The organism is Algoriphagus algorifonticola, assembly GCF_007655305.1.
Classification (GTDB): Bacteria; Bacteroidota; Bacteroidia; order Cytophagales; family Cyclobacteriaceae; genus Algoriphagus; species Algoriphagus algorifonticola.
Genome location: NZ_VLOG01000058.1, coordinates 1 through 19759, shown reverse-complemented (window position 1 = coordinate 19759; position 19759 = coordinate 1). Strand labels below are relative to the sequence as shown.

The window sequence follows — 19759 nt, the reverse complement described above, 5'->3', positions numbered from 1 at the left end:
AATTTTGCCCACTTGAATTCATCAATGAAAAAATCCCTGTTCAGTTTCCTTTCCGTTTTGTTTTTCACTCTTTGGACTTTTTCGTCTTTTGGGCAGGGAACCAATACGCTGGAAATTTTGAAAGCTGACTCCCTAAAAGGTGCAAATGGTTTCGAAAGATTGCTGGGGTCTGTTCGGATGAAGAATCAGAATACACTAATTTCCTGTGACTCGGCTCATTTTTTCAGGACGAGCAACATGGCAAAACTTTATGGAAGAGTTTTAATAGAGGATCAGGAAGATCCTGTCACCACCCGAAGTACTTATGCTGAATACGATGGAAATACTAAGTTGGCCAAGCTGAGAAATAAGGTGGTTTTTACCAATGGAGAAACCACGCTTTACACAGATTATCTCAACTACGATAGAGCTCAAAATATTGCCACTTATTTTAACAAAGGGAAGGTAGTAGACTCGACCAATGTACTAACCAGTGAAAGAGGTAGGTATGAAGTGAATCGGGAACGAATCACTTTTTTGGATAAGGTGGTCTTAGTAAATCCTGATTATACCATGAAAACTGAATATCTGGTGTACATGACAATCCCCAAAACAGCAGAGACCAAAGGGCTGACTAACCTGGTATCAAAAGAAGGTAATACGCTGGATGCTCAGAAAGGGAGTTTTTATGATACTCAAAATAAGAATTTCCGATTTTTTGACGGGGTAGTGGAGACTGAGACAAGTAGAGTGAAAGCGGAAGAGCTTTTGTACAAAGAGCTGGAAGCGTATTATGAAGGAAAAGAGAATGTCCGGGTTTTTAATAAAGAAAGGCAAGTTGAGATTTTTGGGGATGTAGGTCAATATTGGGAGGATAGAGGATATAGCTTGGTGCATGGCAAAGCATTGGTAAGAAGATACTTCGAAAAAGATACACTTTATTTAACTGCAGACACCTTGATTTCTCAGGATCATGAGTCTGATTCTGCAAAGTATTTATTGGCTTTTCATTCTATTAATTTAATCAAAGCCGACCTGTCCGGGATAGCGGATTCTTTAGTGTATAATTACAATGATTCCACCATTCAACTATTTCAAGACCCAGTCATATGGAATCAAAAAAGCCAGATTTCTGCTGATTCTATGGTTTTTTATATTGAAAATGAAGAGTTGAAACGAGTCTTTATGAAGGAAAAGGCTTTTGCCATAATGACTGATACTTTGACAAACTTCAATCAAATGAAAGGCAGGAAGATGACTGGCTTTTTTGAGGAAGGGCAAATCAGTAAACTGAATATTGAAGGGAATGGAGAGTCTTTATATTTTGCGCTGGAGGGCGATACTTTGACTCAGGGTGTCAACCGAACCTTGTCAGCCACTATTGAATTAAAGTTCAATGAAGGAGCAATTAAGCGTGTGAAGTATGATATTAAGCCTGATGGGCGTTTTATTCCAGTGCAAAAGTTGGATGAAAAGAGCTCAAGACTCGATGGCTTTTTATGGAGGTTGGAGGAAAAACCAGTATTGGATTCAATTTTCGCTTGGAGACCGGTAATTGAAATCGATCCTGATCAAAAAAATCTTTTTAATGAACCCAATGCGGAAATCAGGATGCCGACCGAAGAGGAAATACAAAAATCACTGGAAAAAAGAGGCTTGAATAAGAAAAAACCTGTTTTAACACCTCTGAAGACTAAGAACAACTGAGGTAACGAATAAGTCTAAAAAATATTTTAAGGAGGTTAACAACAATTAACCCAAATTTTTTACCGAAAGACTATCCTCGACATAAATTTGTACGTATATTCATTGAAGTATAAACAACTCAAGGGCTTATCGATTAAAACTTTACATGAAGAATTTTCTCAAACTTTTTGCGTGGCTAGTGCTTGCGTTTCCGCTATTTTCGGAAGCTCAGCAGGTTCATGTGCTCAGTGAAAGTTTGGATTTTTCAGGCTCTATAGGCACTTCCCAAAGAAAAACTGTCATTCTTCAAAACGAATCCGATAAGACAAAAACCTTTTTCTTGAAAAATTTGGTAGGCAATATCGGTTCCTCTCAAAATATGAAAGTTTGTATAGGGGAGCAGTGCTATGATGCCAAAAGAGATTTGGCTAAAATCAAATTAACTCTTAAGCCGGGTGAAATTGTAACAGATTTTTACTTGGATTTTGAAATGGGAATCGCTGAAACGAGAGGTTCTTTCGATTTGGTTTTTGTCAACGTTGATAATTTGAGAGAATCCTTTCTGGTAGAGGCAGAATATAATGTCAACAATCCTAATAAAAAGGCAGATGGTTTTGATTATGAGGATTTGACCCTTTCAGATGTATATCCTAATCCCAGCAATCGTATCGCACAGCTGGATTACGATTTCAAGAATGAAAAAGCGAAAGCGAAAATTACAATTAACAGCTTTATCGGAAATCCAGTAGCTGAATATGAGTTAGATCCGGAAAGAAACACCCTGGTCATCAATGTTTCTGACTTCAATCCCGGAGTTTATTTCTACACTCTTTTTGTAAACAATAAAAATATTGTGACCAAAAAGCTCGTTGTGAAGAAGTAATTTAGATCCCATCCTATCCATTTGAATACCAATTAATATCCCGTATATTTGCGGTCTTGAAAATGAACATGCGCTTACAGTACCTTAATCTTCTTCTAGTAATCCTTTTATTTGGCTCATGCGGCCCTTTCAGCAAGTTGGAAAAAAGTACCAACTGGGAAGAGCTTTACAATGGAGCAAATAAATATTATCAGGAGGGAGAATATAATAAAGCCATCATCTTGTATGACAAGGTTTTACCGGTGATTCGTGGAAGTGAAAAAGCCGAATTGGCTGATTACAACTATGCAAACTGTCACTTCAAAACCAAAAGGTATATTGAGGCAGCTGGGTATTTCAATAATTTCTATAGAACATACAATCGAAGCCCTTTAGCAGAAGAGGCTTTGTTTATGCATGCGTACTCTCTCTATCTAGATGCTCCTGATTATAATTTGGATCAGCAAAGCAGCAGAGAGGCCGTAGCTGCCATTCAGCAGTTTGTGACCAGATTCCCTGGATCGGCTAGTTATGAAAGAGCTATAGAAATGCTTCAGGATTTGGAGCGGAGATTTGAAGAAAAAGCCTATCAAGAGGCTTCTATGTATTATAGATTAAAGGATGGGCTTTATCCCGGAGATTTTTACCGGGCTTGCATCATCAACTTTCAGAATTTTGCCAAAGACTATCCTGAAAGTAAATACAATGAAGAGTTAGCTTACAAATTGGTGGAGGTTAGCTCTGGATATGCTGAAAACAGTATTTTCAACAAAAAAGAGGAAAGATTGAATGATGCGATCAAGTTTGCATCCAATTTTTACCGCAGATACCCTGAGAGTAAGTTTACTGCGCAGGTTAAAAACATAGAGACTGAGACTCGTCAGGAATTGGAGTCTCATCTCAAAAGGAAAAAAGAATTAGCTGAGAGAGCTGCCGAGGCTGAAAAAGCTGACGTAACTGCAGAAGTAACTCAGGTAAATAAAATTGATAATTAATTAAATTGATATAAAATGGCTACAAACCCATCCATCATCACAAGAGATTTGGATAAGGTTGCTGATCACACTGGCAACATTTACGAATCAATCCATATTATTGGACAGCGTGCTAAGCAGATTTCTACCAATTTGAAGGAAGAGTTGAATAACAAACTTTCCGAATTCGCATCCACGGTAGATAACTTAGAAGAAGTATTCGAAAACAAGGAGCAGATCGAAATCTCCAAGTTTTATGAAAGAATGCCTAAGCCGTCAACTCTTGCTATGGAAGAGTTTATGGAGAAAAAGGTGTTTTACAGATTCCCAGAGCAGGAAGAAGGCCAATAAAAATGAGCCTCAAAGGAAAGCGAATCATACTTGGCGTAACCGGTAGTATTGCCGCATACAAGTCTGCTTTTCTAACCCGCTTATTAGTCAAAGAAGGAGCAGAAGTGCAAATCATCATGAGCGCTTCTGCTCTTGATTTTATTACCCCATTGACATTATCTACCTTATCCAAGAGGCCTGTTTTACATCAATTCCAAAAAGATGAAACCGGCGAATGGAATAATCATGTAGACCTGGGGCTTTGGGCAGATTTAATTTTAGTTGCACCGATTAGTGCCAATACCTTAGCAAAGTTTGCTAACGGGATCTGTGACAATCTACTCACTGCAGTTTATTTATCTGCAAAATGCCCTGTTATGGTTGCCCCAGCCATGGATTTGGATATGTATCAGCATCCATCGGTGCAAAAAAATATTCAAACACTCTCCAATTTTGGAAATCATATTTTGGAGGCGGAGTCGGGAGAATTGGCAAGCGGTCTTTCCGGTCAGGGAAGAATGATGGAGCCAGAACACATTTTGGAGGAACTTTTTAAATTCTTTCAAAAAAAAAATGATTTTTTAGGAAAAAAGGTCCTGATTACTATGGGGCCTACTCAAGAAGCGATAGATCCGGTAAGGTATATCAGCAATCATTCCAGCGGCAAAATGGGATACGCCCTTGCTGAATCTTTTAAAAATAGAGGCGCTGATGTTTATGTGGTTTCAGGGCCAGTTTCCATTCCTGTAGAAAAAAAGAAGTTCCAATGGGTCGATGTCAAATCAGCTCAAGAAATGTATAATGCAGCAAAATCTTTTCATACTGATTGTGATTATGCAGTTTTTACAGCAGCAGTAGCTGACTATGGACCCGCTGAAGTTGCACCTGAAAAAATAAAAAAGAACGATTCTCAGATGAGTATTCAACTCAAAAAAAATGTGGATATCGCTCAATCATTAGGTGCAAATAAAAGCCTTAATCAAATTCATGTTGGGTTTGCCTTGGAGACAGAGAATGAGTCAGAAAATGCTCAGGCTAAATTGAAAAAGAAAAACTTTGACCTCATTGTTCTCAATTCGATGAAAGAAAAAGGGGCAGGTTTTCGTTTAGATACCAACAAGGTCACCATTTTCACCAACAAAGCAGAAAAAATAGAATCTCCACTGGCTCCAAAAACTGAAATCGCAGAGTTTATTCTGGATGAAATCAAAAAATTGGAGCTTTGGGAAGAAGCCTGATAAATTCACTTATTTTTAGAGGAATGAAAAAACTGCTCTTCGCTATTCTTTTTTTAGGACTTGGATTGAGAGTTTCTGCTCAGGAACTCAATTTTACCGTCATCATTAACAGTGATCGGGCGAGGATTCAGAATACCAATATTTTTGATCAGATGAAAACTTCTTTCGAGCAGTTTCTCAATGGAAGATCATGGACTTCGGATGAATTTAAACCTGAAGAAAGGATCAAAGGAAATCTACTAATTACCATTAATGAGGTGCCTCAGGTTGGTATTTATTCAGCAACTGTTCAAATACAGACTGTCCGACCCATCTATGGGACCGATTATGAAAGTTTAGTCTTCAACTTTGCCGACAGAAACTGGAATTTTGAATTTATAGAGTCCCAGCCACTGGAGTTCAATCGGTTTACTTTTTTGAATAATATCAGTTCTCTTTTGGCTTTTTATGCCAATATAGCTTTGGGATTGGATTATGATACCTTCGAAAATAAGGGAGGAGATCCATTTTTTGCGATTGCCAATGATATTGTAAACAATGCCCAGCAATCTGGTCGTGCAGGCTGGGTACAAAGTACATCAGACCGTAGAAATCGCTATTGGTTGATCAATGATATTTACACTTCATCCGTTTTTTCCTCAATCAGAGAGGCTTATTATCTCTATCATCGACAGGGTTTGGATATTTTACAGATTGAGCCCGATCAAGCCTACAAAAACATTTTGGAGGCGATCAAACTGGTTGCGAATGCAAACAAAACTCAGCCCAATGGGATTTTCACTATATCATTTATGGATGCCAAAAGTGACGAGATTTCAAACGTTTTGAAGAATGCTCCATTTGAAATTCGGACCGAAGCGGTGGAGTTGCTGCTTCAGGTGGATCCAAATAATGCCAGAAAGTACAATGAGCTGCTGAAAAGCTAAGTCTCTTTTTTTAGCTTTGTAATATTCCAAAAAGTAATGCTAAAATCACTGAGTATTTCCAATTATGCCTTGATAGATGAGTTGCAAATGCAACCTAGCTCTGCTTTGAGCATGATTACGGGTGAGACTGGCGCTGGTAAATCAATTATGCTGGGTGCCGTGGGCTTGCTTTTGGGGAAAAGAGCCGATACCAAAGTACTGCTGCATGAGGATAAAAAATGCATCATTGAAGGAATTTTTGAAATAGGTAATTATGGCTTAAAAGCTTTTTTCGAAGCCCAAGAACTTGATTTTGATCATCAATGCATCATTCGAAGAGAAATCTCCCCTAGTGGTAAATCCAGATCCTTTATCAACGATACTCCAGTGCTTTTGGACGTTCTCAAGGAGCTAGGAGTAAAATTAATGGATGTTCATTCGCAACATGATACACTCCAACTTGCAGACGGTAACTATCAGCTGGGACTAGTGGATGCTTTTGCGCAAAGTTCAGGTGAACTCGATTCCTTTAAAAGAGCCTTCCAACACTACAGAAGTATCAAGAAGGCCTTTGAGAAACTTCAAAAAGAGGCGGCAGATCTACAGAAGGAGGCTGACTTCAATCAGTTTTTATTGGATGAATTGAGCGTATTGAGCTTGCAAAAGGGCGAGCAGGAGGAGCTGGAATCCAGTCAGGAGATTCTTGAAAATGCGGAAGATATCAAGCTTCGAATCAATGAGATGTTGAATCTTTTTCACGAAGATCAAGTCGGCTTAATTCAGGGTTTGGGACAAGTGCAACAGGGACTACAGTCCTTGGCTCGTTTGGCTCATAAATTCTCTGGAATTCAGGAAAGATTTCAGGAGGCCTATATAGAAATGAAGGACCTTGCTGAGACTTTGGCCGATGAAGAAAGCAAAGTGGAGATTGATTTTGAAAAGCTGGAAGAGATTCGGGAAAGGCTGAGTAAGATATATCAGCTGCAAAAAAAGCATGGAGTTAATTCTGTAGAAGAGCTGATTCAGATTGAAAGTGAATTGGCAGACAAAGTTTTTCAGTTTCAGAATCTCGATGAGAATTTGGCTGAGGCAGAAAAGAAGCTCAAGCTATCTGAAAAAGAAATGCTGGATGCCGGAAGGCTTTTGAGCGAAAAAAGAAAATCTTGTTTTAAGGTATTTGAATCCTCCTTGCAAGGGCTTTTGGCGGATTTGGGAATGGAGAATGCTAAGATTCAAATAGAACAAAAGAGTATACCTCCTTCAGCAAGTGGATTGGATGAAATTGAGTTGTTATTTACCGCAAATAAAGGGGCTCAACCTCAAGCTTTGAAAAAAGTGGCTTCCGGAGGGGAGTTTTCGAGATTGCTTTTCGGGATAAAGTATCTCATGGCTGATAAGATGGCCCTGCCAACTTTGATTTTTGACGAGATTGATACAGGGATCTCAGGAGAAGTGGCCTTGCAGATGGTAAGGATGATGAAAGAAATTTCCAAGAAGCACCAAGTGATCTGTATTACTCATTTACCACAAGTAGCGGCAAAAGGAGATAGACATTATTTTGTTTTCAAGGATAATCAATCTGAACGTACAGTCAGCAAAATCAAATTATTAGATGATTCTGAGAGAGTAGAAGAACTCGCAAAAATGATTGCTGGATCCAATCCTTCCTCCTCTGCAGTAGAGAGCGCTCGAGAGCTCTTGTTGAATTAAGGCGGCTATTCCCGGAAAATTCCTATTTTTACAGCGTATTTTTGACATCAATCAAAAGCTATATGCCAGAAAATTTGCTAAAAGGAAAAGTAGGGATCATCACCGGTGCCTTAGACGAAAACTCAATTGCCTGGAAAACAGCACTCAAGGCTAAAGAACAAGGTGCGAAGTTCGTATTGACAAATGCTCCAATCGCCATGCGTATGGGAGCCATTAATGAGCTTGCAAAGGAATGTGACACCATTGTAATTCCGGCTGACGCCACTGTGGTGGAGGATATCGAGAAATTGTATACTGAAGCCAAAGAGTTTTTAGGAGCTGATTTTGACTTCCTGTTGCATTCAATAGGAATGTCGCCTAACATCAGAAAGGGACGCTCCTACGGTGAGCTGAATTACGATTGGTTGAATAAGTCCTACGACGTTTCTGCTATCTCATTTCATAAAATGATGCATGTGGCAGAGAAAATGGACGTGATGAAGGAGTGGGGTTCAATTGTAGGTTTGTCCTATATCGCCGCTCAAAGAGTATTCCCATTCTACACTGATATGGCAGATGCGAAAGCATTATTGGAAAGCATAGCAAGAGGCTATGGCTATAGATTTGGAAAGCTTAAGAAAGTGAGGGTGAATACTATTTCACAATCTCCAACCAAAACCACGGCAGGTACTGGAATCGGAGGATTTGATTCCTTCTTCAATTTTGCAGAGGCCTTGTCTCCACTAGGAAATGCATCTGCGGATGCCTGTGCAGATTACATCGTGACCATGTTTTCTGATTTGACTAAAATGGTGACCATGCAAAACCTGTTTCATGATGGAGGATATTCTTTCACGGGAATCTCGGAGGATATCATGGAAAAGTTTAAAGATTTATAATTCATTAAAGAATATTTTTAAAGGCTCTGTTCATTCAGGGCCTTTTTCATTTCTGCTTATCCAAAATCCATTTTATGATTTGGCTTTTTACCTTATCTTATTGCACCTTATCAAGCACCAACCGTATGTTAAAGAAAATTTTATTAGCTGTAATCTGCTTGACTGCAACGATTCAGCTGTCAGCACAAATTCAACCTGCCCCAGATAGGGGAGAAGGAGATGGTCCATATGACAAGTTAATTTTAAGAGGAGTCGTTTTAATCGATGGCACAGGAGCGCCACCCACGGGTCCAGTGGATATTGTAATTGAAAAAAACATCATTACCCGTATTCAGAATGTAGGTTATCCAGGATTGCCAATTAATGAGTCGAGAAGGCCTCAAGCAGATGAGAAAACCAAGGTGTTGGATTTGGAAGGTCATTACTTGCTTCCAGGATTCATTGATATGCATGCGCATATTGGAGGTACTGGACAAGGCACACCAGCAGAGTATGTCTATAAATTATGGATGGCTCATGGCGTCACTACTGTTCGTGACCCTTCTGCAGGGAATGGATTGGACTGGGTACTAAGTCAGAAAAACAGGTCTGCGAAAAACCAGATTACTGCGCCTAGGATTTTAGCATATACAGCTTTTGGGCAGGGTTCTGAAAGCCCAATTACTACAGCGGATCAAGCCAAAGCTTGGGTGAATCAAAATAAAGCGAAAGGTGCGGATGGGATCAAATTTTTCGGAGCAAAGCCGGAAGTCATGGAAGCTGCAATTTCTGAGAATAAGAGAATTGGTTTACGATCAGCAATGCATCATCAACAACTGGATGTCGCCAGATGGAATGTTTTGAATTCTGCCAGAGCAGGTTTGACCTCCATGGAGCATTGGTATGGATTACCGGAGGCTTTGTTTCAGGACAGAACTATCCAGGATTTTAGACTGGATTACAATTATCAGAATGAGCAGCATCGATTTGCTGAGGCAGGCAAGCTTTGGAAACAAGCAGCACCCCCATATTCCGAGCATTGGAATAATGTCATGAATGAATTATTGGAACTGGACTTTACACTAGATCCTACCTTCAATATTTATGAAGCTAATAGAGATCTGATGAGAGCTCGGACTGCCGAATGGCATGAAGTATATACTTTGCCTTCTCTATGGCGATTCTATGCCCCTAGCAGGCAGTCTCACGGCTCTTATTGGTTTGATTGGACCACAGAGGAAGAGTTGCAATGGAAAGAAAATTATCGTCTTTGGATGACTTTTGTCAATGAATATAAAAACAGAGGAGGAAGAGTGACTACTGGCTCTGATTCAGGCTTTATTTACCAGCTATATGGATTTGCTTACATCAGGGAAATGGAGCTTCTTAGGGAAGCGGGTTTTCATCCATTGGAAGTTATTCGATCGGCCACTATGTATGGAGCAGAAGCTTTGGGGCTTGAGAAGACGCTTGGTACAGTGGAAGTAGGGAAATTAGCGGATATGGTGATCGTAGAGGAAAATCCATTACAAAATCTGAAAGTACTCTATGGAACGGGAGCGATCAGGATTGATAAAAATAATAAACCAATTCGGGTAGGTGGCGTAAAATACACCATCAAGGATGGGATTGTCTACGATGCTAAGCAACTTCTTGCTGATGTGAAGAAAATGGTGGAGGAAGCCAAAGAGAAAGAAAATACTTCACTAAAGCAGCCAGGCTTGGATTGGTAATAGGTAAATAAGCAAATGGGAATAGGATTTAGAGACTTTTTCTATTCTCATTTTTTTATTTTTCTAAAGTTTATTCCTTAAAAGCAATTAGCTATGCCTACAATTACGGTTAATGGAGTAAGGCTCTTTTATGAGGAAAAAGGCAGTGGAAAGGAAACCCTGGTTTTCTCTCATGGTCTACTTTGGAGTTATCATATGTTTAGGGAGCAAATCGCTCATTTTTCGAAAAGATATCGGGTGATTGCCTATGATCATAGAGGTCAAGGACAAAGTGAGGCTAAGGCTCCATACGATATGGAGACGGTTGCGGAGGATGCGGCTGAGTTGATACAAAATCTAGTCGAAGGACCAGTTCATTTTATTGGATTATCCATGGGAGGGTTTGTAGGTATGAGACTTGCTTCCCGCCATCCTCATTTAATAAAAAGCTTAATATTATTGGAAACCTCTGCAAATGCAGAACCAGTTGAAAACCTCCCAAAGTATAAAACTCTAAATGGAATAGTGAAATGGCTGGGAGTAATCCCGCCCGTAGCCAATAAGGTAATGCCAATCATGTTTGCGGGATCTTGGCTGGCCAAAGAAAGTAATCAGGCCGAAGTTAAGTATTGGAAAAAGCAATTGATGGCTAATAAAAGGGCTATAACAGGGCCTGTTGAAGGTGTGATCTATAGAAAAGGAGTGGAGTCTGAGCTTGCTGATATCAAACGCCCTACCATGATCATAGTTGGAGATGAAGACGTCGCAACTAAACCGGAAAAAGCGAAATTTATCCAAATGGGAATTGAAAAAGCTGAACTGCATATGATTGCAGGGGCAGGGCATAGCAGCTGTATCGAAAAACCAGAAGAAGTCAATAGGTTAATCGAAGAGTGGTTACTTGAAAGAAAATAAAAAAAGCCCCGAAGGGCTTTTTTATTGTTTTTGAAATACTCTTACGTAATCTACAATCATATGCTGAGGAAAGGTGGTCGTGGCATTGGGAGACCCAGGCCAATTTCCGCCCACAGCGACATTCATGATAAAGAAAAAGCTTCTTCTAAACTCATCTAATTCGGCTGGAGTCGTATCGATTACATGATACTGTTGATTGTCCAAAAACCATTTGATGGAAGTAGCATCCCATTCGATAGAATAAACATGGAACTCGTCTGCCAATGTGCCATTGCTTTTAGTCTTCTTACCTCCAAATTCGGCATGTGAACCATTATTTGACCAGTGAACTGTCCCATGAACAGTATTTTCACGGCCTTGCCCACCTACCATCTCCATGATGTCTATCTCTCCACAAGCTGGCCAACCCTCAGTTTGAAAGTTTGAACCAAGCATCCAGACAGCAGGCCACAACCCCTGTCCTCTTGGCATAACTGCCCGAACGTCTATCCTACCATATCTAAATTGCTTCTTATTCATAGAAACAATTCTAGAAGAGGTGTATTTTCTGCTCCCAAAATCTTCCTCTTTAGCGGTAATAATCAAATGTCCATCCTGAAAACTGGTATTTTGAGATCTGTAGTATTGGAGCTCATTGTTTCCCCAACCATTCTGTCCAGTACCTGTCTCATGCGACCAATTTGCCGCGTCCAAAGAACTTCCATTGAAATCATCTTCCCAGACCAAAGTCATTCCTGTATAGGAATTCGGGGAAGTGTACCCAGTAGATGGAATTGGAACTTTAGCTACTCCATTACCCGGATTGGGTCCATCTCCTCCATCAGAAGAACAGGAAATAAATCCTGCTGTTAGCATTAAAATGCAAAAAAATTGAATTGTCTTTTTCATCCTCACCCTTTTTAAATAAGAAATGTCTGCTGCATTTACGTAGCAGCAGACATTCTCAATTTATAAATTATTCAGACACTAATCTGAATGTCCACCAAGCACCGCCTCCAACTTCAATGTGAAGAGTCATTTTCTTCTTACCACCTTCTTCAGTAAGGCTTGCTACCTTATAAGTGATTTCATCAGGTACACCTACTGAAGGTAATTCCGCTCCATTGACAACTTTCGCAAGTGCAACGTGACCACCCTTGCCAATGATTTTTAGGTTGCCGCCAGCAAACTCATAGGTGTATGAACCTTTTCCATCATGGGGTGCTATAGGTGCTCCACAAGCATCAGCAGCTACTCCTTGCCAGGCTTCCAACCAGGTTTGAGAGCCCATATCCATAGTGAATGTTCCGTCAGCATTGAAAGTGTAAACATCATCGAAGAAACATGCTCTTGCTGTTACATCCCCAGCTCCATTAGCCCAATAATCTGATGCGCCTTCAGAGGAACCTACAGCCAATGCTCCAGCTACTGGTTCCATTTTCCAGTTGCCTACTACAGAGGTAGCAGTTGCCGGAGTACCGGAGATCAATCTGAAATCCCACCAAACTCCACTGCCAGCCTCGATTCTTAAGGTCATTCTTCTGATTCCCTCGCTTTCTGATTGGTCTGCAATTGTATAAGAAATTTCATCAGCTACAGCAGCTCCCTGAGAAATTTCACCTGCGTTATTTACTTTTGAAAGGCCAACATGGGCTCCTGTTCCCACAAGCGTTAATGTCGTTGTAGTGTAGGTGTAAGAATAGGTGCCTTTTCCATCAAATGGTGCTATTGGTGCACCACATCCATCATTGGCAACTCCCTGCCATTGCTCTAACCAAGTCTGAGCACCCATATCGATTTCGAATGAACCGTCAGCATTGAAAGTATATACATCGTCGAAGAAACATGCTCTTGCTGTTACTTCACCTGCTCCACTAGTCCACCACTGACCATCGCCAGGAGCAGGACCCACTTTCATAGCTCCAGCTACAGGTTCCATGGTCCAAGCACCTGTGATATCAAAGGCTGGCTTTAAGGAGGCTACTGTGAATGATCTATTAGCAGCTGTGGAATTTCCGTTTGTATCGGTAACTACTGCATCAAAGTTGTAATCGCCAGCAGGGAAACCACCGGAAATTACTAAATCGATAACTTGATTATCTCCTGTTAATGCTTCAGTACCGGATGCTACTGTAGCTCCGCCACTAGTAATTGTATAAGTAAGGTCTCTTAATGCACTAATTGTGCTCCCCTCAACACCGTCAGAAACCGTGATTTTAATTTTGAAATCCTGTCCTTCTGTCGTACCGCTTGTAATGCTACCTAGTGTAATGGTAGGTGGAGTGTCAATCACATCCACATCCGCAAAGCCATTGTCGCATGATGAAATAGCCATCACGGACAATAGAATCAATGTTAAATTGAGTAATACTTTTTTCATGGGTCTATTTTTTTGACCTAATGTCTATTTTTTACTTTGTGAATGCAAAAAAAGGAATGCTACAACATTTCATCTGTGAGAATTTTTCAATACATCAAAAATTCATCAAATTTTAAAAAATCTTGCTATTTGACTTTAATTTAAGGATTTTGGCTGAAATTTATTTTCGCAATCTACCCAAAATGCCTTCTCAATGTCTTTTTCCTTTCAAAATAGAGTTAAGCAAGTCGGTTTATATTGCTTGTTGAGCCTTATTACCTTCCTTTTTAAGGATAATCACCTTTTTGGACAAGAAAATAATTCTTTCAAGGGCCTTCCTTTTATTTCAAATTACGGACCGGAAACCTATAAAGCTGGTATCCAAAATTGGGATATCATTCAAGACGATAAAGGACTGATCTATGTAGCCAATAATATGGGTTTACTGGTCTTTGATGGAAAAGCTTGGACTCGTTATGGACTAAATAATACCAAGGTAAGGTCTGCCCATTTCGGAAAGGATGGGAAAATTTATGTAGGTAGCCAGGCTGATTTTGGTTTCATGGCACCAAATCAAAGAGGGCAGTTGGTATATACTTCTCTAGCAGATAGTTTACCGGATGAAATTCGAGACTTCGATGAAACTTGGAAGGTTTATGAAATAGAAGGTGAAATTTACTTCTGTACGTTTAAGCGGATTTATGTTTATAATGGAAATTCAATTAATATTATTCAGCCTGATAGCAGGTTGGAGATATCTTTTCAGGTAGATAACCTGCTCTATACTTTTCAAATGGAAAGTGGCTTATCTGTTTTGAAAGGGAATCAATTCGAATTGGTGAGAAATGGGGATTTTTTTAAAGAAAAGCGAATTGCCAATGTATTGAACTATGAAAAGGGGAGCTTATTGATTGCTACAGTAGAATACGGGGCTTTTTTATATAATAATGGATCAATCAATCCATTTCAATTTAAAGGTGATTTTTGGAGAAATGATTACCTGATCAATTACACTACCCGGTTAAGAAATGGGAATATCGCGATTGGAACTCAGAACGCAGGTTTGTTTATCGTTGAAAAAAATGGAGAACTGGTTCTTCATTTAGATAAGGAGTCAGGTTTGATGGATCTGACAATCAATTATATCTACGAGGATATTAACGGTGGACTTTGGCTGGCAATGAATAATGGAGTTGCAAGAGTAGACTTAAATTCACCTTTTACTTTTATTGATGACAGAATGGGCCTTTCGGGGTCTGGTTACACTGCTTTGTTACAAGATGATGTAGTTTATCTGGGGACAAATAATGGCCTTTTCAAGTGGGAAAAGGGAAAGATAAATTTTGTTGGTGGAACATCGGGGCAAGTTTACACCATTCAGGAGCTAAACGGGAAAGTGTTGGTGGGGCATCATAACGGTACTTTTATCGTGGAGGGAGGGAAAGCCAGAAAGGTCTTTGACGAAAATGGAGCTTGGACTTTTAAGTCTCCGCCTGGTCAGCCGAATTTGGTAATCCAAGGAAATTACACCGGCCTCTTTTTGTTTGAATGGAAAAATGGGAGCTTAGAGTTTAAGCAAAAAATTAAGGGATTTAGCGAATCTTCAAGAATCCTTGAGTTTGATGGAGATAAACTTTGGATTGCGCACGGGTATAAAGGTGTGTTTAAACTGGAATTCAATGAGAACTTCACCGAGGTAGTTTCCAGTAAGAGATACGATAGTAGAAGTGGGTTTCCTTCAGATGTATTAATAAATGTGTTCAAGATTTCGAATCAATTGATTTTTACTGCCGACAGAGGATTTTATAGATTTAATGAGGCCGAGGATAAATTCCAACCCAGTGTAGAGTACGGAGATGTGTTGACCAAACAGGCAACTATGGTCGATATGGAATCTGATGAATTGGGAAACATCTATTATATAGAACAGAATAAACTTGGTGTCTTAAAACTCCAAGCCAACAATAAGTTTGAAAATCACAGTTCTTCCTTTAATAAAATTAGAAGTTACTGGAATGATGATTTAGCTAATGTAATTGTACTGGATAACCACAATATATTGATTGGAGGAAAGCAGGGGTTTATTCATTACAGCCCTGAAAAAGATATTCCAAGGACAGTTCAGCCAAAAATATTATTCAAAGAAATTATCAATTCCGGTAAAAAGGACTCCTTGATATTTTCAGGACATGAAAATGACAAGCATCCACTTGAAGCTATTCAGGATCAGAAATTCAAATACAGTCAAAACTCTTTTTCTTTTGAATTTGTATCACCACATTATGAAAGTGGGAGAGAGGTGCTTTACCAATTTAAGCTTGAAAACTACGATGAAAACTGGTCGGCTTGGGGCTATGAAAACAAAAAGGAGTATACCAACCTAAGGGAGGGCACTTATCACTTTGTAGTAAGAGCCAAAAATATTTTTGAGGAACCCACGGAGGAAATCAGATTCAGTTTTACGGTAGCTCCTCCATTTTACAGATCCGTTCTAGCCTACCTCTTTTACACTTTTGGAACAATATTCCTGCTATATCTGGCATTCAGATGGTTGGATAAAAAGCATAAAGAAGAAACCCTATTATTGGAGCAAGAGCAAAATCAAGCCTTGAAAAAGAAGGATTCCGAAATCAAATCCATTACCCAAAGAACGGAAGAAGAGATCGTGAAACTAAAAAATGAAAAACTTCAAAATGAAATCGAATATAAAAATCAAGAGCTGACTTCTTCGGCTATGCATTTGATCCAAAAAAACCAGTTGCTGTCAAACATCAAAAACACCTTGAAAAATATTACCAAGGATGAAAAAAGCCGACAACTGAATTCACAACTTCTAAAATTGATTAAGTCAATTGATAAGGATTTGGAGACTGGAGATGAGTGGACTCAGTTTTCTGAAAACTTTGATCAGGTGCATGGAAACTTTATCACTAGGCTTAAAGATAAATATCCCGACATGACTCCGCAGGAAATTAAGTTTGCTGCTTATATAAGAATGAATTTGAACACGAAAGAGATTGCAAACCTCTTGGGCATCTCTGTGCGAGGGGTAGAAATAGGCAGGTATAGAGTTAGGAAAAAATTGGGGCTGGAAAGGAAGGATAACCTAAGCGATTTTTTACTACGTTTCTAACAGCTGAATTTCTACTCATCTTCAGCTCAAAAAATAATTTTTTTTAAATCTTGAAACTTTTTCATATATTTACATGTATATACATTAAATACAGATGTAAGAAATGGTAAAGATAGAAGAGGCAATACAGCAAAAAGAATTCAAGGACCCTTACAATAAGTTGGTGGTAAATTTATTATACACCCATAGTTATTTGGTAACGGCCCAAGCGAGTCTTTTCAAGCCTAAAGATCTTTCACCTGAGCAATACAATGTGCTGAGAATTCTTAGAGGCCAAAATGGAAAGCCTTTAACAGTTTCTTCTATTCAGGAAAGGATGTTGAACAAAATGTCCAATGCATCCAGATTAGTCGAAAAATTAAAAAATAAAGGTATGGTGAAGCGAGAAGAATGTCCGGCAGATCGAAGACAGGTCGATATCGTGATTACTGAAAAAGGCTTATCTGTATTAAATGAGCTTGAAAAGCAAGTGGAAGAATTTAACCAACAAATTGTGAATTTAAACACTCAGGAAGTGAATGAGTTGAATGATTTATTGGATAAGCTGAGAGGCTAAAATTTTTTCCCTAAAAAGATGTCTATACATAAAATGTAAATACAATTCAAATTTAAACTTAAACTACAAAACAATGAGCACAGCTAAATGGACAATTGATCCAACCCACTCCGAAGTATCTTTCAAAGTAAAGCACTTGGTGATTTCTACCGTGACAGGTTATTTCAAGAAGTTTGAAGGATCTGCAGAATCTAATTCCGATGATTTTGACGGAGCTAAAGTAAATTTCTCCGCAGAAATCGACAGTATTGATACTAATCAGTCTGATAGAGATAATCATTTGAAGTCAGCAGACTTTTTCGATGCAGCAAACCATCCTAAACTATCCTTCGAAGGAACCGTTCAGAAAAACGGTGGTGATTACAAATTAGTAGGAGACCTGACCATGAGAGGAACCACTAAAGCAGTTGAGCTTGATGTGGACTTTGGTGGAGTTGCAGGTGATCCTTATGGACAGACAAAAGCAGGTTTTGAGATTGAAGGAAAAGTAAACCGCAAAGATTTCGGTTTGACTTGGTCTGCTGTAACTGAAGCTGGAAATGTGGTGGTAAGCGATCAAGTAAGACTTTTATTGAGCGTGCAGCTAGTAAAACAAGCTGTCGCTGAAGGAGCTTCTGCCTAATTGAATAATAAAACCAACTATTTAGAGGCTGTCTCAAATAAGTTTGTCCTGTCTGCCAGAGCGGAGTCGAAAGCTAATCAAAGATATTTAAGTCATTTCGACTTCTTGAAAGGCGACATTCAACATTTATGAGACAGCCTCAATTAAAAATTACCCACAATACCCACAAACGCCATGAAACCATTAATCAAAGGAATTCATCATATCACAGCGATTGCCGGGAATCCACAGGCAAACATTGATTTTTATACAGGAATACTGGGATTGAGACTGGTCAAAAAGACCATCAATTTTGATGCTCCTGATGTCTACCATTTTTACTTTGGTGATGAATTAGGACATCCAGGTACTGTATTTACCACCTTCCCATTTGCAGGTGCGAGAAAAGGAATCAAAGGAACAGGTGAGCTTACTTACACTGCATTTTCAATCGCAAGCAATTCTTTAGCTTATTGGAGAGAAAGATTGGGTAAATACGGAATTGCCATTTCTGATACCTTAACCCGATTTGGTCATGAGTTGATCCGATTCGAAGACCACGACGGAATGGGAATTGAATTGATTGCAAATGATCGAGACGATAGACCAGGATGGTCTTATGGAGCAATTCCCCAAGAGCATAGTATCAAAGGCTTTTACGGTGCGACCTTATTGCTTAGAGCTAAGGAATTAACTGCTAAACTTTTGACCGAACATATGAATTATCGCTTGATAGGGGAGGAAGGTAATCGCTACAGATACGGAACTGAAGGAAAACCAGGTGATATTGTAGATATCGTAGTGGAACCAAATGGCAACCGAGGTATGCAAAGTGCTGGAACCGTGCATCACATAGCATTTAGAACCGAAAATACATCCACTCAATCGGAGATTCAGCAGATTCTGTTGAAGCATGGTTATCAAGTAACCGAGGTAAAAGACCGAAACTATTTTAAATCCATTTATTTCAGAGAGCCGGGTGGGGTGTTATTTGAAATCGCCACTGATGAACCTGGATTTGCAATTGACGAGGAGGAAGCTCACTTGGGAGAATTGTTGAAACTACCGGACTGGGCAGAGCCTTCCAGAGATAGAATTGAAAAGAGCTTGGCTCCGGTATCCTTAAACCCATCTAACTATGACTGATTTGATTCAAGCAGGTAAGGACTTAAAAGAAGCCTACAGTGCGGCCATCCTAATCCATGGCAGGGGCGCGAGTGCTCAAAGTATTATCTCTTTGAAATCCTATTTGAAATTAAAAGATTTTGCACTTCTGGCTCCACAAGCTGAGGGCAATACTTGGTACCCTTATAGCTTTATGGCTCCTGACGAAAGCAATCAGCAGTCCTTGAAAAAATCATTGGGGAAAATTCAAAAAGCTTTCGATCAAATTGTGAAAAAGGGAATTCCCACGGAAAGAATATACCTAATTGGTTTTTCCCAAGGAGCTTGTCTGAGCTTGGAGTTTGCGGCTCTAAATGCCCAAAAGTTGGGGGGTGTGGTGGCTTTTACTGGAGGTTTGATTGGAGAAAAATTACAACCTGAAAAATATAAAGGGAATTTTGACGGAACTCCTATTTTTATAGGGAGCAGTAATCGTGATTTTCATGTCCCTTTGACTCGAATAGAAGAATCTGCGCAACTATTGGAAAAAATGGGTGCGAATGTAAAAACATTGATTTTCGATGATCCTGAGCATACGATTCGGGAAGAAGAATTGGAGTGGGTGAATGAGCATCTACTCTCCCAAAACTAGATTTACTTGGTTTTCTTAATTCAAAAAGTCTCAAAGTTATACTTTGGGACTTTTTTCGTTTTTAAACGTTGGAATCACTGCAAATTCTTATTTAAGTCTGAAGTGAGAAATCTGAAATTAGCTTATCAAAACTATGTTTGTGGTTAAAAAAAGCTCGCAGAGACGCAGCGACGCAGCGTTTATTTCTCCCGCAAAGGATGGAAGAAG

General features: G+C 39.4%; 17 protein-coding genes. 15 read left to right on the top strand and 2 right to left on the bottom strand.

The features are described from left to right. Positions 1-24 precede the first annotated feature (24 nt). The 10 genes from FL972_RS15755 (at position 25) to FL972_RS15710 (ending at position 11168) form a co-directional block, all read left to right on the top strand. A complete protein-coding gene (locus FL972_RS15755; RefSeq protein WP_144606803.1) occupies positions 25-1686 on the top strand; it encodes an OstA-like protein in 1662 nt (553 codons plus the stop codon). Between the two features lie 145 nt (positions 1687-1831). After that, complete coding sequence (locus FL972_RS15750) at positions 1832-2548, top strand: T9SS type A sorting domain-containing protein (RefSeq protein WP_144606800.1); 717 nt, start codon at positions 1832-1834, stop codon at positions 2546-2548. 68 nt (positions 2549-2616) lie between these two features. Then, entirely contained in the window at positions 2617-3522 is a 906-nt protein-coding gene (locus FL972_RS15745; protein WP_144606798.1) for an outer membrane protein assembly factor BamD, read from the top strand. Between the two features lie 15 nt (positions 3523-3537). After that, positions 3538-3852: a DNA-directed RNA polymerase subunit omega gene (locus tag FL972_RS15740; RefSeq protein ID WP_091652937.1), complete on the top strand. Its 315-nt coding sequence runs from the start codon at positions 3538-3540 to the stop codon at positions 3850-3852. A gap of 2 nt (positions 3853-3854) precedes the next feature. Beyond that, positions 3855-5069, top strand: coding sequence for a bifunctional phosphopantothenoylcysteine decarboxylase/phosphopantothenate--cysteine ligase CoaBC (gene coaBC, locus FL972_RS15735; protein WP_144606796.1), 1215 nt, complete (start codon positions 3855-3857; stop codon positions 5067-5069). Positions 5070-5092: 23 nt separating this feature from the next. Continuing rightward, positions 5093-5995 (top strand): type IX secretion system protein PorD, encoded by a 903-nt coding sequence (gene porD, locus FL972_RS15730; protein WP_144606793.1) that lies wholly within the window; start codon positions 5093-5095, stop codon positions 5993-5995. Positions 5996-6031: 36 nt separating this feature from the next. Continuing rightward, positions 6032-7684 carry a DNA repair protein RecN gene (recN, locus tag FL972_RS15725; RefSeq protein WP_144606791.1) on the top strand — a complete coding sequence of 551 codons (1653 nt, stop codon included), beginning with the start codon at positions 6032-6034 and terminating at the stop codon, positions 7682-7684. Positions 7685-7746: 62 nt separating this feature from the next. After that, positions 7747-8562, top strand: a complete 816-nt coding sequence (locus FL972_RS15720; RefSeq protein ID WP_091652950.1) for an enoyl-ACP reductase FabI — start codon at positions 7747-7749, stop codon at positions 8560-8562. A 125-nt stretch (positions 8563-8687) separates the two neighbouring features. Then, positions 8688-10274, top strand: coding sequence for an amidohydrolase family protein (locus tag FL972_RS15715; RefSeq protein ID WP_144606789.1), 1587 nt, complete (start codon positions 8688-8690; stop codon positions 10272-10274). A gap of 93 nt (positions 10275-10367) precedes the next feature. Continuing rightward, positions 10368-11168: an alpha/beta fold hydrolase gene (locus FL972_RS15710; RefSeq protein ID WP_144606787.1), complete on the top strand. Its 801-nt coding sequence runs from the start codon at positions 10368-10370 to the stop codon at positions 11166-11168. Between the two features lie 21 nt (positions 11169-11189). On the opposite strand, the gene FL972_RS15705 is transcribed toward FL972_RS15710, so the two are convergent. Both FL972_RS15705 and FL972_RS15700 read right to left on the bottom strand, forming a co-directional pair. Further along, positions 11190-12056: a glycoside hydrolase family 16 protein gene (locus tag FL972_RS15705; RefSeq protein ID WP_144606785.1), complete on the bottom strand. Its 867-nt coding sequence runs from the start codon at positions 12054-12056 to the stop codon at positions 11190-11192. 67 nt (positions 12057-12123) lie between these two features. Beyond that, complete coding sequence (locus FL972_RS15700) at positions 12124-13527, bottom strand: hypothetical protein (protein WP_144606783.1); 1404 nt, start codon at positions 13525-13527, stop codon at positions 12124-12126. A gap of 193 nt (positions 13528-13720) precedes the next feature. On the opposite strand from FL972_RS15700, the gene FL972_RS15695 reads away from it, so the two are divergent. The 5 genes from FL972_RS15695 to FL972_RS15675 all read left to right on the top strand — a co-directional run bounded on the left by FL972_RS15695 (position 13721) and on the right by FL972_RS15675 (position 19552). Continuing rightward, complete coding sequence (locus tag FL972_RS15695) at positions 13721-16639, top strand: ligand-binding sensor domain-containing protein (RefSeq protein ID WP_144606781.1); 2919 nt, start codon at positions 13721-13723, stop codon at positions 16637-16639. Positions 16640-16742: 103 nt separating this feature from the next. Continuing rightward, positions 16743-17195, top strand: a complete 453-nt coding sequence (locus FL972_RS15690; RefSeq protein ID WP_144606779.1) for a MarR family winged helix-turn-helix transcriptional regulator — start codon at positions 16743-16745, stop codon at positions 17193-17195. Positions 17196-17268: 73 nt separating this feature from the next. Then, the gene (locus tag FL972_RS15685; protein ID WP_144606777.1) at positions 17269-17817 is read left to right on the top strand and encodes a YceI family protein; all 549 of its coding nucleotides are present in this window, start codon (positions 17269-17271) and stop codon (positions 17815-17817) included. Positions 17818-17991: 174 nt separating this feature from the next. Further along, complete coding sequence (locus FL972_RS15680) at positions 17992-18942, top strand: ring-cleaving dioxygenase (protein WP_144606775.1); 951 nt, start codon at positions 17992-17994, stop codon at positions 18940-18942. Continuing rightward, a complete protein-coding gene (locus FL972_RS15675; protein ID WP_144606773.1) occupies positions 18935-19552 on the top strand; it encodes an alpha/beta hydrolase in 618 nt (205 codons plus the stop codon). Before FL972_RS15680 ends, FL972_RS15675 begins: the two co-directional genes overlap by 8 nt. Positions 19553-19759: the final 207 nt, after the last annotated feature.

What these genes read in the sequence shown, in the direction of transcription:
- FL972_RS15720 (WP_091652950.1), top strand. Translation starts at nt 7,747, where the DNA reads ATGCCAGAAAATTTGCTAAAAGGAAAAGTAGGGATCATCACCGGTGCC.
- FL972_RS15750 (WP_144606800.1), top strand. Translation starts at nt 1,832, where the DNA reads ATGAAGAATTTTCTCAAACTTTTTGCGTGGCTAGTGCTTGCGTTTCCG.
- FL972_RS15690 (WP_144606779.1), top strand. Translation starts at nt 16,743, where the DNA reads ATGGTAAAGATAGAAGAGGCAATACAGCAAAAAGAATTCAAGGACCCT.
- coaBC (WP_144606796.1), top strand. Translation starts at nt 3,855, where the DNA reads ATGAGCCTCAAAGGAAAGCGAATCATACTTGGCGTAACCGGTAGTATT.
- FL972_RS15685 (WP_144606777.1), top strand. Translation starts at nt 17,269, where the DNA reads ATGAGCACAGCTAAATGGACAATTGATCCAACCCACTCCGAAGTATCT.
- FL972_RS15700 (WP_144606783.1), bottom strand. Translation starts at nt 13,527, where the DNA reads ATGAAAAAAGTATTACTCAATTTAACATTGATTCTATTGTCCGTGATG.
- FL972_RS15755 (WP_144606803.1), top strand. Translation starts at nt 25, where the DNA reads ATGAAAAAATCCCTGTTCAGTTTCCTTTCCGTTTTGTTTTTCACTCTT.
- FL972_RS15705 (WP_144606785.1), bottom strand. Translation starts at nt 12,056, where the DNA reads ATGAAAAAGACAATTCAATTTTTTTGCATTTTAATGCTAACAGCAGGA.
- porD (WP_144606793.1), top strand. Translation starts at nt 5,093, where the DNA reads ATGAAAAAACTGCTCTTCGCTATTCTTTTTTTAGGACTTGGATTGAGA.
- FL972_RS15745 (WP_144606798.1), top strand. Translation starts at nt 2,617, where the DNA reads ATGCGCTTACAGTACCTTAATCTTCTTCTAGTAATCCTTTTATTTGGC.
- FL972_RS15675 (WP_144606773.1), top strand. Translation starts at nt 18,935, where the DNA reads ATGACTGATTTGATTCAAGCAGGTAAGGACTTAAAAGAAGCCTACAGT.
- recN (WP_144606791.1), top strand. Translation starts at nt 6,032, where the DNA reads ATGCTAAAATCACTGAGTATTTCCAATTATGCCTTGATAGATGAGTTG.
- FL972_RS15710 (WP_144606787.1), top strand. Translation starts at nt 10,368, where the DNA reads ATGCCTACAATTACGGTTAATGGAGTAAGGCTCTTTTATGAGGAAAAA.
- FL972_RS15680 (WP_144606775.1), top strand. Translation starts at nt 17,992, where the DNA reads ATGAAACCATTAATCAAAGGAATTCATCATATCACAGCGATTGCCGGG.
- FL972_RS15695 (WP_144606781.1), top strand. Translation starts at nt 13,721, where the DNA reads ATGTCTTTTTCCTTTCAAAATAGAGTTAAGCAAGTCGGTTTATATTGC.
- FL972_RS15740 (WP_091652937.1), top strand. Translation starts at nt 3,538, where the DNA reads ATGGCTACAAACCCATCCATCATCACAAGAGATTTGGATAAGGTTGCT.
- FL972_RS15715 (WP_144606789.1), top strand. Translation starts at nt 8,688, where the DNA reads ATGTTAAAGAAAATTTTATTAGCTGTAATCTGCTTGACTGCAACGATT.